This window comes from Aeromicrobium sp. EU05-FHT14F07 (assembly GCF_058790455.1).
The window spans coordinates 1-13,398 of the sequence record NZ_JBYTCR010000006.1 but is presented as its reverse complement, the minus strand read 5'-3'; the positions used below and the strand labels follow the sequence as shown (position 1 = coordinate 13,398).

Annotated in this window: 14 protein-coding genes; 2 read left to right on the top strand and 12 right to left on the bottom strand. The window is 72.7% G+C overall.

Annotated elements, in window-relative coordinates:
- The 5 genes from AC3WRM_RS07345 to AC3WRM_RS07325 all read right to left on the bottom strand — a co-directional run bounded on the left by AC3WRM_RS07345 (position 1) and on the right by AC3WRM_RS07325 (position 4,969).
- Positions 1-1,308 (bottom strand): sulfate adenylyltransferase subunit 1, encoded by a 1,308-nt coding sequence (locus AC3WRM_RS07345; RefSeq protein ID WP_492247648.1) that lies wholly within the window; start codon positions 1,306-1,308, stop codon positions 1-3.
- Positions 1,308-2,246: a sulfate adenylyltransferase subunit CysD gene (gene cysD, locus AC3WRM_RS07340; RefSeq protein ID WP_492247649.1), complete on the bottom strand. Its 939-nt coding sequence runs from the start codon at positions 2,244-2,246 to the stop codon at positions 1,308-1,310. The genes AC3WRM_RS07345 and cysD overlap by 1 nt, the downstream gene beginning before the upstream one ends.
- A gap of 32 nt (positions 2,247-2,278) precedes the next feature.
- On the bottom strand, positions 2,279-3,088 hold the full coding sequence (locus tag AC3WRM_RS07335) for a phosphoadenylyl-sulfate reductase (protein WP_492247650.1): 810 nt from the start codon (positions 3,086-3,088) through the stop codon (positions 2,279-2,281).
- Positions 3,089-3,150: 62 nt separating this feature from the next.
- On the bottom strand, positions 3,151-4,398 hold the full coding sequence (locus AC3WRM_RS07330; RefSeq protein WP_492247651.1) for an MFS transporter: 1,248 nt from the start codon (positions 4,396-4,398) through the stop codon (positions 3,151-3,153).
- A 10-nt stretch (positions 4,399-4,408) separates the two neighbouring features.
- A complete protein-coding gene (locus tag AC3WRM_RS07325) occupies positions 4,409-4,969 on the bottom strand; it encodes a helix-turn-helix domain-containing protein (RefSeq protein ID WP_492247652.1) in 561 nt (186 codons plus the stop codon).
- Positions 4,970-5,072: 103 nt separating this feature from the next.
- Here AC3WRM_RS07325 and AC3WRM_RS07320 point away from each other — a divergent pair, with 103 nt between their 5' ends.
- Complete coding sequence (locus tag AC3WRM_RS07320; protein ID WP_492247653.1) at positions 5,073-5,693, top strand: L-threonylcarbamoyladenylate synthase; 621 nt, start codon at positions 5,073-5,075, stop codon at positions 5,691-5,693.
- Entirely contained in the window at positions 5,690-6,415 is a 726-nt protein-coding gene (locus tag AC3WRM_RS07315; protein WP_492247654.1) for an alpha/beta fold hydrolase, read from the top strand. Before AC3WRM_RS07320 ends, AC3WRM_RS07315 begins: the two co-directional genes overlap by 4 nt.
- Here the strand turns inward: AC3WRM_RS07315 and AC3WRM_RS07310 are convergent.
- The 7 genes from AC3WRM_RS07310 to AC3WRM_RS07280 form a co-directional block, all read right to left on the bottom strand.
- Positions 6,393-7,565 (bottom strand): MFS transporter, encoded by a 1,173-nt coding sequence (locus tag AC3WRM_RS07310; RefSeq protein ID WP_492247655.1) that lies wholly within the window; start codon positions 7,563-7,565, stop codon positions 6,393-6,395. The genes AC3WRM_RS07315 and AC3WRM_RS07310 overlap by 23 nt on opposite strands.
- A 26-nt stretch (positions 7,566-7,591) precedes the next feature.
- Positions 7,592-8,506 carry a DNA-3-methyladenine glycosylase family protein gene (locus tag AC3WRM_RS07305; protein WP_492247656.1) on the bottom strand — a complete coding sequence of 305 codons (915 nt, stop codon included), beginning with the start codon at positions 8,504-8,506 and terminating at the stop codon, positions 7,592-7,594.
- Positions 8,499-9,047 carry a DnaJ family domain-containing protein gene (locus AC3WRM_RS07300; RefSeq protein ID WP_492247657.1) on the bottom strand — a complete coding sequence of 183 codons (549 nt, stop codon included), beginning with the start codon at positions 9,045-9,047 and terminating at the stop codon, positions 8,499-8,501. The genes AC3WRM_RS07305 and AC3WRM_RS07300 overlap by 8 nt, the downstream gene beginning before the upstream one ends.
- 51 nt (positions 9,048-9,098) lie before the next feature.
- The gene (gene glpK, locus AC3WRM_RS07295) at positions 9,099-10,619 is read right to left on the bottom strand and encodes a glycerol kinase GlpK (protein ID WP_492247658.1); all 1,521 of its coding nucleotides are present in this window, start codon (positions 10,617-10,619) and stop codon (positions 9,099-9,101) included.
- A gap of 46 nt (positions 10,620-10,665) precedes the next feature.
- A complete protein-coding gene (locus tag AC3WRM_RS07290) occupies positions 10,666-11,388 on the bottom strand; it encodes an MIP/aquaporin family protein (RefSeq protein ID WP_492247659.1) in 723 nt (240 codons plus the stop codon).
- 99 nt (positions 11,389-11,487) lie between these two features.
- A complete protein-coding gene (locus AC3WRM_RS07285; protein ID WP_492247660.1) occupies positions 11,488-12,021 on the bottom strand; it encodes a GNAT family N-acetyltransferase in 534 nt (177 codons plus the stop codon).
- Between the two features lie 9 nt (positions 12,022-12,030).
- A complete protein-coding gene (locus AC3WRM_RS07280) occupies positions 12,031-13,365 on the bottom strand; it encodes a DUF222 domain-containing protein (protein WP_492247661.1) in 1,335 nt (444 codons plus the stop codon).
- Positions 13,366-13,398 lie beyond the last annotated feature (33 nt).

Here is a 13,398-nt window from a genome sequence, read left to right as displayed (position 1 = left end):
TCAGACCGTAGCGGTCGCGAGCAGCGCGTCGCCCACCATGCCCGCGGCGAGCGTCGTGCCGTCCTGGCCGTCGACCAGGAGGAACGAGCCGCCCGCGCGGGCGTGCAGGTACTCCTCGGCCGCGATGGGGGAGGCCAGACGCAGCGTGACGTGCCCGATGTCGTTGAGCTCGAGGGAGTCCGCGGGCTCGAGCCTCGCCGCGTCGAGGTCGAGGCGTCCCTTGATCTCGGTCACCATCGCCTGCACGGTCCGGGTGCCGTGCTTGAGCAGCACCTTCGTGCGGCCCGCGAGCCGGTGGTCCGCGAGCCACGCGATCGTGCCCTCGACGTCCTGGGTGACCGCCGGGACGCTCCGCGAGGTCACGATCAGGTCACCGCGCGAGACGTCGACGTCGTCGGCCAACCGCAGCGTGACCGACTGGGGCGCGAACGCGACGTCGAGCTCGCCGTCGGCGGTGTCGATGCCCGCGACGGTGCTCGTGCGTCCGCTCGGCAGGACCGTGACGGGATCGCCCGGGCGCACGAGGCCGGACGCGATCTGCCCGGCGTAACCGCGGTAGTCACGGTGCTCGTCGCCGGCCGCGGCCTGCGGGCGGATGACCAGCTGCACAGGGAAGCGCAGCGGCTCGGAGTGCGGCTCGCCCGCCGGTGCGAGGGTCTCGAGGAACGTGAGGACGCTCGGCCCCTCGTACCAGGGCGTGCGGGCGGACGCCTCCACGACGTTGTCGCCGTCGAGGGCGGACACGGGGATGGTCGTCACGTCGGTCAGCCCGAGCGACGTGGCCACCCCGAGCACCTCGGACGCGACCCGGTCGTACGTGGCCTCGTCGAAGTCGACCAGGTCGATCTTGTTGACCACGACGACGACGTGCGGCACCCGCAGCAGCGAGGCGACGGCGAGGTGGCGTCGGGTCTGCTCCTGCACGCCCTTGCGGGCGTCGACGAGCAGCACGATGACGTCGGCCGTGCTGGCCCCGGTGACGGTGTTGCGCGTGTACTGCACGTGTCCGGGGCAGTCGGCGAGGATGAACGACCGCTCGGCGGTCGCGAAGTAGCGGTAGGCGACGTCGATCGTGATGCCCTGCTCCCGCTCGGACCGCAGCCCGTCGGTGAGCAGCGCGAGGTCGGCCGACGCGAGCCCCCGGTCGCGGCTGACCCGCTCGACCGCGTCGAACTGGTCGGCCAGCACCGACTTGGAGTCGTAGAGCAGGCGGCCGACGAGGGTGGACTTGCCGTCGTCGACGGAGCCGGCGGTGGCCAGCCTGAGCAGCGTCCTGGTGGGCGACGTCGTGGTGGGCAGCGTGGCCATCAGAAGTACCCCTCCTTCTTCCGGTCCTCCATGGCTGCCTCGGACGCGCGGTCGTCGGCACGGGTGGCGCCCCGCTCGGTCAGCCGCGTGGCCGCCACCTCCACGACGACGTCCTCGACGGTCGCGGCGTCGCTCTCGACGGCCCCGGTGCAGGACATGTCGCCGACCGTGCGGTAGCGGACCAGGCGACGCTCGACGGTCTCACCGGGTCGCGGCTGGGAGACCTCGGTGACGGCGACGAGCATGCCGTCGCGCTCGAACACGTCACGCTCGTGCGCGTAGTACAGCTCGGGCAGCTCGATGCCCTCGGCGGCGATGTACTGCCACACGTCGAGCTCGGTCCAGTTGCTCAGCGGGAAGACCCGCACGTGCTCACCGGGGCGGTGCCGACCGTTGTAGAGGTTCCACAGCTCGGGCCGCTGGTTGCGGGGGTCCCACTGGCCGAACTCGTCGCGCAGGCTGAACACCCGCTCCTTGGCCCGGGCCTTCTCCTCGTCGCGGCGACCGCCACCGAAGACGGCGTCGAACTTGTGGTCGGTGATGCCGTCGAGCAGCGGCTGGGTCTGCAGCTGATTGCGGGTGCCGTCGCTGCGCTCGCGCAGCCGGCCGTCGTCGAGGTAGTCCTGGACGGAGGCGACGACGAGGCGCAGCCCGAGCCGCTCGACCGTCGCGTCGCGGAACGCGAGCACCTCGGGGAAGTTGTGCCCGGTGTCGACGTGCATGACGGGGAAGGGCACCGGCGCGGGCCAGAAGGCCTTCGTCGCCAGGTGCAGCATCACCACGGAGTCCTTGCCGCCGGAGAACAGGAGCACGGGACGCTCGAACTCCGCAGCGACCTCGCGGATGATGTGGATCGCCTCCGACTCCAGCCAGGCGAGCTGGTCGAGCCGGTAGGTCGGGCGCTCGGCGGTACCGGGCGCGTCGTCGACGACGGTCATGCGTTCCTTCTCGTTCGGGGTGAGGGTCTCGCTCACGTGTGCAGGCCGCACTCGGTCTTGTCCAGACCGGCCCAGCGACCTGCGCGGGGGTCCTCGCCGGGCGCGACGCGGCGGGTGCACGGCGCGCAGCCGATCGAGGGGTAGCCGTCCTTCACGAGCGGGTTGACGACGACGTCGTGCTCCTCCGCGTAGGCGAGCAGCTCGTCGAAGGTCCAGGCGGCGAGCGGGTTGACCTTGACCAGGCCGTTCTTCTCGTCCCACGTCACGAGGGGCGTGTCGGCACGGGTCGGGCCCTCGTCGCGGCGCACGCCGGTGATCCACACCTCGTAGCCGGCGAGCGTGCGGGTGAGCGGCTCGACCTTGCGCAGGTGGCAGCACAGCCCGGGGTCGCGGGCGAAGAGGTCCTTGCCGTGCTCGGCGTCCTGCTCCGCGACGGTCTGGCGGGGCATCACGTCGACGATCGTGAGCTCCATCGAGGACTCGACGGCGTCACGCGTGCCGATGGTCTCGGCGAAGTGGTAGCCGGTCTCGAGGAAGAGCGTGTCGACCCAGGGCAGGTGCCGCGCGACGACGTGGGGGAGCACGGCGTCGGCCATGGAGCACGCGACCGCCGTGCGGTAGCCGAACTCGTCCGCGACCCACGCCAGCACCTCGTCCGTGCTCGCGTCGGCGAGGCGCACGGCGGCCTCCTCGGCGACGGCGCGCAGCGTGTCCGCGTCGCGGCGGGGTCCGAGGACCGCGTCGCGGGTGCGGTGGTGCTCCTCGCGCGCGGCGTCGTGCGCGAGCTGGCGGTCCCGGCGCTCTGCGAGCGTCAGGCCGGAGGTGGGCAGGGTCTCGGGCATGGTTCAAGCGTAGGCGGGCATCCCGAAGAGTGGGCACGGCAGTCACATGATGGACAGGTCGGCTACGGCACGCGCTCCGGGGCACGCGACACGGCAGGAGCAGGTCTCTCCATCGCGCGGAACCGGCGGTCGGCCAGAGGCGCCAGGGTCGCGACGAGGTAGAGCGTCCCGGCGGCGACGAGGGCGCCCTCGAGCCCCAGGACGGCCAGCAGACCGCCTGCGACGAGACCGCCGAACGGCATGAGCGCCCACGCGACGGCCGTCGACAGCGACCCGACCCGACCGACCAGTCCACGCGGGATGCGCTCGTAGAACACGGCGCCCACGATGGGGTTCAGGAAGCCGGAGGCGAGCCCCGCGACCGCCATGACGACGACGGGCCACGCCGTCGAGCCCGTCCAGGCGAGGACGACGAACCGGGGGAGCCCGCACACGAGGAAGGCCGTCACGTACACGGCGAACCGGGGCATCCGCTGCGCCCACGCGGCCGCCAGCAGCGAGCCGACGAGCGACGTCGCCGCCATCACCGCGAGCAGCAGCCCGACGGCGGCGACCCCGGCGCCGCTGCGCTCGGCCCAGACCGGCAGCAGCACGGCCGTCAGGCCGACGTCGAGGAGGTTGGTGACGGCGATCATCGACGTCAGCGCCAGGATGACGGGGTCTCCGCGCAGGAACGTCCAGCCCTCCCGCAGCCGACGTCCGTACCGCTCGGGGCGACCTGCCGGCTCGGTCCGAGGCAGGAGGCGACCGGTTCCCGTCCCGAGCACCACGGCGGCGAGGGCGAGGCCGGCCGCGTTCGCCAGCAGGGCGTCGGCCGCTCCGACGAGGGCGACGAGCAGGGCGGCGAGCGCCGCACCGACGAGGCCGGCCGTGCGCTCGACGCCCGACGAGAGCCCGGTGACCCGCTCGAGCGGCACGTCCGCGACCTCGGCGACGGTCGGCGCGAGGCTTCGCCGCGCCGCGTCCGCCGGTCCGCGCAGCGCGCCGACGACCGCCACCAGCAGGAGGAGGAGCGGGAAGGGCAGGGCCCCGAGGTGGTGGAGCACGGGCACAGCACACACCACCGCGGCGCTGGCCGCGTCGCAGCCGACCGCAACCCGACGGGCTCCGAGGTGGTCGATCACGGGCCCGGCCAGGACCTTCGCGACCACGAGCGGAGCGAGCTCGGCGAACGCGACGAGCCCGGCCGCAGAGGGTGACCCGGTCGTCGTGAGCGCCAGCCACGGGATGGCGACGGCCGCCAGTCGCGTGCCGGTCAGGGCGAGCCCGTCGGCGACGAGCCACGCGACGAGCAGCCGACCCCTCCTCATGCGTCGAGCCTCATGCGTCGGTCACGCTGCCGGGCCACGGATTCGCGTGGACGCGGACGCTGAACGGTCGCGCGTCGGGGTGGTCGTCGTCCTCCACGGCCGACAGCAGGGCGACGAGCTGCTCGGTCAGCGCACGGGCCCGCTCCGGTCGCAGCCGCCGCACCCAGTCGCTGAGGGTCGAGGCCGCTCGCCACTCCTCGGGCAGCAGCGGGTACTCCTCGACGGCTCGCTGGAGCTGCTCGGCGTGCACGACGGCGACGGCCTGGCCGAACGCGTCGACCGCGGCGAGCTCGTCGGCGTCCCGAGGCGTGCTGGTCGACGTCGAGCGGTGCACGGCACGCCACCAGCGGGTCCGGGCGTCTCCGTCGCCCTCGGCCTCCTCGACGAACCCGTGCACGGCGAGCTGGCGCAGGTGGTAGGACGTCGCCCCCGACGAGGTGCCGGTCCGCGCGGCCAGGGTCGTGGCCGTCGCCGGCCCGTCGATCCGCAGCAGTCCCAGCAGGCGCAGCCGCAGGGGGTGGCTCAGGGCGCGGAGGGCGTGGGCGGACGGGACGACGGAAGGCTCGGTCACGGGACCAGCGTAGATCGCCAAGAGATCTTTGCAAAGATCTCTTGGCGAACTGTGCGGGTGTCGACGGGTGGGCATCGGGGCGTCGGGCTCGTAGGGTCGGGACATGGCCCGCTACCTCGAGATCCACCCGCAGAACCCGCAGAGCCGCGCCGTCGAGCAGGCGACCTCGATCCTGCGCGACGGCGGCCTCGTCGCGTACCCCACGGACTCGGGCTACGCGCTCGGCGCGGCTCCGGGCAACCAGGACGCCCTCGACCGGATCCGGAGCATCCGCAGGCTCGACGACAAGCACCACTTCACGCTCGTCTGCAAGGACTTCGCGCAGCTCGGGCAGCTCGTGCACCTCGACAACGCGATCTTCCGCGCGGTCAAGAACGCCACACCGGGCCCCTACACCTTCATCCTGCCGGGCACCCGCGAGGTGCCGCGACGACTGCTCCACCCGAAGAAGAAGACCGTGGGCGTGCGCATCCCCGACCACGTCGTCGTCCGGGCACTCCTCGACTCCCTGGGGGAGCCGATCCTGTCGAGCACCCTCATCCTGCCCGGCGAGACCGAGCCGATGACGGAGGGCTGGCTGGTCAAGGAGGAGCTCGACCACCTCGTGGACGCCGTCGTCGAGTCGGGCGAGGTCGTGGCCGAGCCGACGACCGTCGTGGACTTCGTCGACGGCGTGCCGGAGGTCGTGCGCGAGGGCGCGGGCGACCCGGACCGCTTCCGGTGAGCCCGTCGGCCGCACCGGGAGCCACCTTCGTCCTGGTTCCCGGCGCCGGGGGCTCGCCGTGGTTCTGGAGCCGTGTGGTGCCGCTGCTCGAGGCGATCGGTCACCGGGCGGTCGCGGTCGACCTGCCGGGGGAGGACCCCGACGTCGATCTGCAGGGCTACGTCGACCGGGTGGTCGCCGCGGTGCGTACCTCGCGCGCGGAGGGTCCGGTGGTGCTGGTGGGCCAGTCCTTCGGCGGCTTCAGTGCGTCGGCAGCGGCCCTCGTCGAGCCCGTCGACCTGCTCGTGCTGCTGAACGCGATGGTCCCGCGGCCCGGCGAGTCGGGCGTGCAGTGGTGGCGCGCCGTCGGGCAGGCCGCAGCCCGGCGCGAGGCCGAGGCGGCCGCCGGACGCGACCCGTCGCGACCGTTCGACGTGCTCGAGGTGTTCTTCCACGACGCGCCCGACGACGTGCTGGCTGAGGCCGCCGAGCACGACCGGCAGCAGACCGATCGCGCGTTCGGATCCCCGTGGCCTGGTGAGCACTGGCCCGACGTCCCGACCTGCGTACTCGTCGCCGACGACGACCGGCTCTTCCCGCCGGGCCTGCAGGAGCGCGTGGCGCAGGAACGGCTCGGTGTCACGCCGAGGTCGGTACCAGGGGGTCACCTGAACGCCCTGACCCGGCCCCAGGAGCTGGTCGACGCCCTGGTGGCCTGCCTCAGCGACGCCGTGCCGAGCTGAGCACCAGCGGTGCGGTCGCGGCCAGCAGCGCCGCGAGCAGGAGCATGGCGGGCGTCCCGGGCAGCCACGACAGCAGCAGCGTCCCCAGGTACGGTGCGGCGAAGCCGAGGTAGGTCAGGCTGTAGAAGACGGCCGTCACCGTGGCGAGGTCGGCCGGCCGCGCCACCTCCTCGACCGTGGCCAGGCCGGCGACGAGGATCCAGCCGTACGCGGCGCCGAGCCCCACGGCCGCCAGGACGGTGAGCGCGCCCCACCCCGTCAGCGACGCGAGCGTGGCCACGAGGAAGCCGACGACGCCGGCGCCCACGCCCAGCAGGACGGTGGTGCGCGGGGAGCGGCGACGACCGAGCGGCTGGACGAGGACCCCGGTCCAGAGCGTCAGCGCCACGAGCGCTCCGCCCACGGCGACGTTCGGGCCGGGCACGGGGGCGACCTGCGGCACCGTCGCGAACGCCAGCGTCGCGCACCCGAAGACCCAGGGCGCGGTGAACAGCGTGCGTCGCACGAAGGCGGGGGAGCGCAGCGCGTGCACGACACGCCCCGTCTCGGCGTCGAGCGGGTCGTGGTGCGCGCGCACCGGCTCGGGCGCGTTCCAGGCGAACACGGCGACGAGCACCGTGAGGACGAGGTGCGGGACGTAGGGCAGCAGCAGGGGGTGCGGGAGCCACTGGGCCATCAGCCCGGTGACGAGCGGGCCCGTGCCGAAGCCGGCCGACAGCGCGATCGCCGCACGTCGTGCGCCCGTGCCGGCCGGTCCGGTCGAGAGCTCCTTGACCCAGGCGGTCCCGGGAGCGAACGCCGCACCCGAGGCGACACCGGCGAGCAGGCGACCCAGCAGGAGCAGCAGGAGGCTGTGGCCACCGAGCAGCAGCACCACGGTGGCGACGAAGGAGAGCACGAGCACCGGCCGCATGACGCGGCGTCGGCCGAGCCGGTCCGAGACGGGTGCGACGAGCAGCAGCGTCGGGATGAGCCCGACGGCGTAGGCCCCGAACAGCAGGGTGACCTCGGCGGCGGTCGCACCGTCCTCGACGCGGTAGACGGGCAGCAGGGCGGCGAACTGGTTGGCGCCCCAGCCGACGGCGAAGAGCGACAGCGCCGGCGCCGGCCACGACCGGGACGCACGGTGGACGGGTCCGGGAAGCAGCACGCGCCCACTGTAGGAGCGGGCGACGGCTACCGCCCGCGGTGGTCGACGCGCGACATGCGGGACCCGCGTCGCTCGACCTGCACGTGCGGGCTGAGCTGCATGAGGCGCAGCGCGACGAACCGGTGCGGGCGGAACGGTTCGAGCGCGGCGGCGACCTCGTCGTCGTGCTCGAGCCGTCGGCCGAGCAGCGCGGTGCCGACCGTGCTGGCCAGGTGGTAGTCGCCGAAGGGGACCGCGTCGGTGTCGCCGAATGCCCGCGAGCCGACCTCCGCTGCCGTCCACACCCCGATGCCGGGGATGCTGCGCAGGCCACGGTAGGCACCGAGAAGGTCGTGGGGGCCGAGACGCTCGAGCGCGTCCGCCATCCGGGTGGCGGCCTGTGCCGTGCGGTAGCGCTTCGGGTCGACCCCGCAGTGGTGCCACGCCCACGACGGCAGCGCCGCCCAGGCGGCACCGGTGAGGGGCACACGCATCCCCGCGGGCGCCGGGCCCGGCGCCGGCTCGCCGTGGCGGTGCAGCAGCTGGCGCCAGGACAGGAAGGCGTCGGCGCCGAGCACCTTCTGCTCGATGATCGCGGGCACCAGGGCGCCCACGACGTCGCCCGTGCACGGAACGCGGAGCCCCGGGAAGCGTCGGTGCGCGTCGGCGACGACGGGGTGTGCGAGGGGCAGGTCGTCGACGGGCAGCCCGACGAGCCGGGGCAGCGCCTCCGCCTGGTGCTCGGCGCCGGGGCCCCACGCCTGCAGGTGGACGGTTGAGGGTCCGACCTGGCGCAGCAGCGTGGTGGCGGGACCGTCGGGGGTGTGCACGACGCGCCAGTGGTCGTGGCCGACGCGCCGGTACGCCGGGTCGGCGGGCCCCCGGCGCAGGGTGGAGAGGGTGCGGCGGAGGTCGAGCGGCGCGCCGTCGTCGTGGATGCGTTGCGCCTCAGGCTCAGCCACGGGGCGTCCGCCGCTGCCACCAGCGTCGTCGAGGCGGCGGGGGAGACGTGCGCGCGGCGGCCCGTGCGCGCAGGCGCTCACGCCACGCGGCAACCTCCTCCTCGACGTCGCGCAGGGGCGTGACGACGGGCGGTCCGCCCTGGAGCTGACGTCGGGCCTCGACGACCCGCCGGTTGAAGTCGGTCAGGAGGTCGCGGACGTGGGTCTCCGAGCCGGAGGTGTCGAGGAGGTCGTCGAGCTCGGCGTCCTCGCGTCGCAGCGCGAGCGCCGGCGGGAGGACGCCGGAGACGTTCTCGCGCTCCATCAGCTGCTTGAGCCACCAGTCGGGGTCGTGGCGGTAGACCCGCGCCGGGAGCGGCTTGCCCGCCAGCGGCAGGTCGTCGAACTCGCCGCGCGCGATCGCGGCCCGGACCTGTCCGTCGACGTAGAGGGTCTGGTCCTCGGGGCGGCGTCCGCGCTCGGGGCGCGACGGCGTCTCCTCGGGCGCGGGGTCGTCGCCGAGCCGGTAGTGTGCCGCCCGGCGGCGGGGGTCGTCGGCCATCGTTCCTCCTGGCTCCACCGTAGCCAGGAGGAACGACATCGGCCCCTCAGCTCAGTCGACGTCGTCGTCGACCCAGTCGAGGGTCTTGGTGACGGCCTTCTTCCAGCTGCGGTAGTACTTCTCGCGCTCGTCCTCGGACATCTGGGGCGTCCACCGCTTGTCCTCGCCCCAGTTGGCGCGCAGGTCGTCCTCGTTCTGCCAGTAGTCGACGGCGAGCCCGGCGGCGTAGGCGGCGCCGAGCGCGGTGGTCTCGGCCACCTTGGGGCGTACGACGTCGACACCGAGGATGTCGGCCTGGAACTGCATGAGCGTCTCGTTGACGACCATGCCGCCGTCGACGCGCAGCTCGGCGAGCGGCACGCCGGAGTCGGCGTTCATGGCGTCGAGCACCTCGCGCGTCTGGTAGGCGGTGGACTCGAGCACGGCCCTGGCGATGTGGTTCTTGTTCACGTAGCGGGTCAGTCCCACGAGCGCGCCGCGTGCGTCGGGCCGCCAGTGCGGGGCGAACAGGCCGGAGAAGGCGGGCACGAAGTAGGCGCCGCCGTTGTCGTCGACCTTCCGCGCGAGCTCCTCGATCTCCGGGGCGCTGGAGATGAGGCCGAGGTTGTCGCGGACCCACTGCACGAGCGATCCGGTGACGGCGATGGAGCCCTCGAGCGCGTACACCGTCGGCTGGTCGCCGATCTTGTAGCAGACGGTGGTGAGCAGACCGTTCTCCGACGGGACGGCCTCGGTGCCGGTGTTCAGGAGCATGAAGTTGCCGGTGCCGTAGGTGTTCTTCGCCTCTCCCTTCGCCAGGCATGCCTGGCCGAAGGTCGCGGCCTGCTGGTCGCCGAGGATGCCGGCGACGGGGGTGCCGCGCAGGATGCCCGGCTTGCACTCGCCGTAGACCTCCGAGCTGGACCGGATCTCGGGCAGCATCGAGAGCGGGATGCCCATGTCGGCGGCGATCTGCTCGTCCCACTCGAGGGTCTCGAGGTTCATGAGCATGGTGCGCGAGGCGTTGGTGACGTCGGTGACGTGCACGCCGTCGTTCTCCGCCCCGCCGGTGAGGTTCCACAGCACCCAGGTGTCCATGGTCCCGAACAGCAGCTCGCCGGCCTCGGCACGCTCCTTGACGCCGTCGACGTTCTTGAGGATCCAGGTGACCTTCGGGCCGGCGAAGTAGGTGGCGAGCGGCAGGCCGACGGTCTCCTTGTAGCGGTCGGGGCCGGCGTCGCCGCCCAGCCGGTCGACGATCTTCTGGGTGCGCGTGTCCTGCCAGACGATCGCGTTGTACACGGGCTGGCCCGTGCTGCGGTCCCAGACGACGGCGGTCTCGCGCTGGTTGGTGATGCCGACGGCGGAGATGTTGCGGCTGTTGAAGTTCGCCTTCGCGAGCGCGCCACCGATGACCCGCCGGGTGTTCTCCCAGATCTCCAGCGCGTCGTGCTCCACCCAGCCCGCGCGGGGGAAGATCTGCTCGTGCTCGACCTGGTCGACCGCGACGACGGAGCCGCTGCGGTCGAAGATCATCGCGCGGGTGGAGGTCGTGCCCTGGTCGATCGCGAGGACGTACGTGTTGTCGGCCATGCTCGGTTCTCGTTTCTGTGGTGCGGTCGGGTGGGGTTCGGTCAGGTCAGGCGTAGTTCGCGGCAGCGGCGAGCAGTCCTGCGAGGATGCCACCGACGACCGGTCCGACGACAGGGATCCAGGCGTAGGACCAGTTGCTGTCGCGTTTGCGGCGGATGGGCAGCACGGCGTGGGCGATGCGGGGCCCGAGGTCGCGCGCAGGGTTGATGGCGTAGCCGGTGGGGCCGCCGAGGCTCGCTCCGATGGCGACCACGAGCAGGGCCACGGCGAGCGGGCCGAGCCCGCTGGGCGTCTTGCCGAACGCGATGATGACGAACACGAGCACGAAGGTGCCGATCACCTCGGTCAGCAGGTTCGAGCTGGTGCGCGGGATCTGGGGCGCGGTGCAGAACACGCCGAGCTTGTCGTCGGGGTCGCTCTCCTCGGCGTCGAACTGGTCGCGGTAGGCGAGCCAGCAGAGCCCGGCCCCGAGGATCGCGCCGACCAGCTGCGCCGCGAGGTAGACCAGCACCTTCACCGCGGTGTCGCCGCCGAGGTCGTCTCCCGAGGCGACGAGGCCGAGGGTGACGGCCGGGTTGAGGTGGGCGCCGGACTGATAGGCCACGTACACGCCGGCGAAGACGGCGAGTCCCCAGCCGATCGTGATCATCAGCGGTCCGCCGCCGTGCCCGTTGGTCTTGGCGAGCACCACGTTGGCGACGACCCCGCACCCGAGCAGCAGCAACGTGGCCGTGCCCAGCAGCTCGGGCAGGAAGATCCCGGTGAGCATATTTCCCCCCGGGCCCGGCTCGTCGCCCGTCGTCCGCCCGGTGCGGACGTCCCTGGAAGGCCGAGCGTCGGACCCGCGATCAGGCTAGCGTGATGGTGGTCACACGGCGACGGCGGGTGAGGCTGCCGACGAGGACGCCGGTGTGGGCACCCAGAAGCGCTGCTCGCCCTCGTGGTTGATCCCGTCCGGCACGCCTCCGTTCTTCTCCACGACGCGTCGGGAGGCGTGGTTGACGGGAGAGACCGTGAGGAGCGCGGGGGAGATGCCCAGGGCACCGGCCTTCACGAGTGCCTGGCGGAGCATCTCGGTGGCGTGTCCCTGGCCCTGCCACGGGCTGACCACGTGGTACCCGATGTGGCCGCCGCCCTGGTCGGCGATGAGGCGGTGCCGGATCACGAGGCTGCCGAGGTAGTACTCGCCGGAGACGAACCAGAACACCTCGGAGGGCACGCCCCATCGCTCGCGCACGCCGATGCGTTCCGCGACGAAGGCGTCGAAGTCGCGACTGGCGGCGGAGAGCCACTCCGCGCTGGCGCCACGGTGCCTCATGTCGGCCATCTCGCCGACCAGGTAGGTGGCACGCACGGCCGCCGTCGGCGCCACCAGGGTGGGCGGATCGGTGAGCGTGATCATGAGGGCAGCCTACGGCGCGCGCGTCGCGCCCCTCCGTGGTCCGCCCCCTCGACGATGGTCCGCGATGCGGCGCGGGTCGAGGTGGTGGATCTCGAGGAGCTGGAGGGTGCGGGTCTGGCGGTTCCAGGCGCGGGTGAACGCGGTCTGGGCGGGGATGGTGCGGGTGGGTAGGTGCCAGTGGGCGTTGCCGTGCTCGTCGTGGCTGACGGTCAGTGCTCCTCGGGTCTTGAGGCCGTGGTGGGGTGGGCACCGGTGGTGCAAGTTGCCCGCTGCGGTGGGCCCGCGCTGCTGCCCGGGTGGTTGTCCTGGTGGTGGGTCGGGGTCGTAGGGGATCTGGTGGTCCAGGTCGCAGGCGACGGCGGGGCGGGTGCAGCCGGGAACGTCACACGTGCCGTCCACCAGGTTCAACGCCCTGCGGAGGGGCTGGGTGGGGAAGCGGCCGAGCTCGGTGACGTCGAGGATCCCGCCGTTCTCGTCGGTCAACAACCGCGAGAACAGCGTCCCCTCTTGGGTGGCGAGCTCGGCGAGCAGGGCAGGGTCGAGGACGTGCTGCCCATCGGCCGACACCGCCGGCTCGCTCGAGACACCGAGGAGGGTGGTCAGGGGGACGGTGATGCCGATGTGGAAGCGGCCCCGCCCTGACGTGGTCACGGTGTCGTCCTTGCGCAGGAGAGTGTTCACCAGGGCGTCGGCGCGGGCCTGCGCCAACGTCCGGCCATCGTCCGGGCTCTGACTGCGGGAGGCCTTCGCCGCGAGGCTCAGATCCCGATCGATCAGCACCGCGTCAGCCGTGGGGATCAACGCCTGGAGCAGGCTCATCCCGTCATCCAGCGCGGTGATCGTGACAGTGCGATCCGCCTCCGCACTCTTGCGGCGCTCGGTGGCGTGGTCGGGTTCGACCCGGACCAGGAACCGGCGCAACCAACCCTTCAGCTGGCCCAGGGTGTGGCTGGTGGCGTAGGCGAGCACTTCCTCGTCCAACCGGGTGATGTTCTCCGGCGCGTGGAGCTTCCATGCGGTCGAGGCGATCTCCCTCGCTTTGGCCCGGTCGACCTCCCCGGCCTGGTGCGCGGACCACACCGTGGGCAGGTCCATCACCAGGGTCCGGGTCGCCGAGACCAGGTTCGCGACGAACCCCTGCGCCACGTTCAGCTCGACGCCGATCTCCAGGATCGCGACCTGACGGGCGTCCTCCACCTGACGCGCGCTCAATCCTTGGGTGAGGGCGTCGGTGCGGCGGGTCTCGACGAACCGCAGCACCGCCCGAGCCTGTTCCGCCTCCGCAGCCCACACCCGACGTGACGCATCCATCGCGTCGGCCAGGAGGGTGTCGGTGGGGTTCATAGTTCCAACCTAGGCACCCCCTCCGACACCACC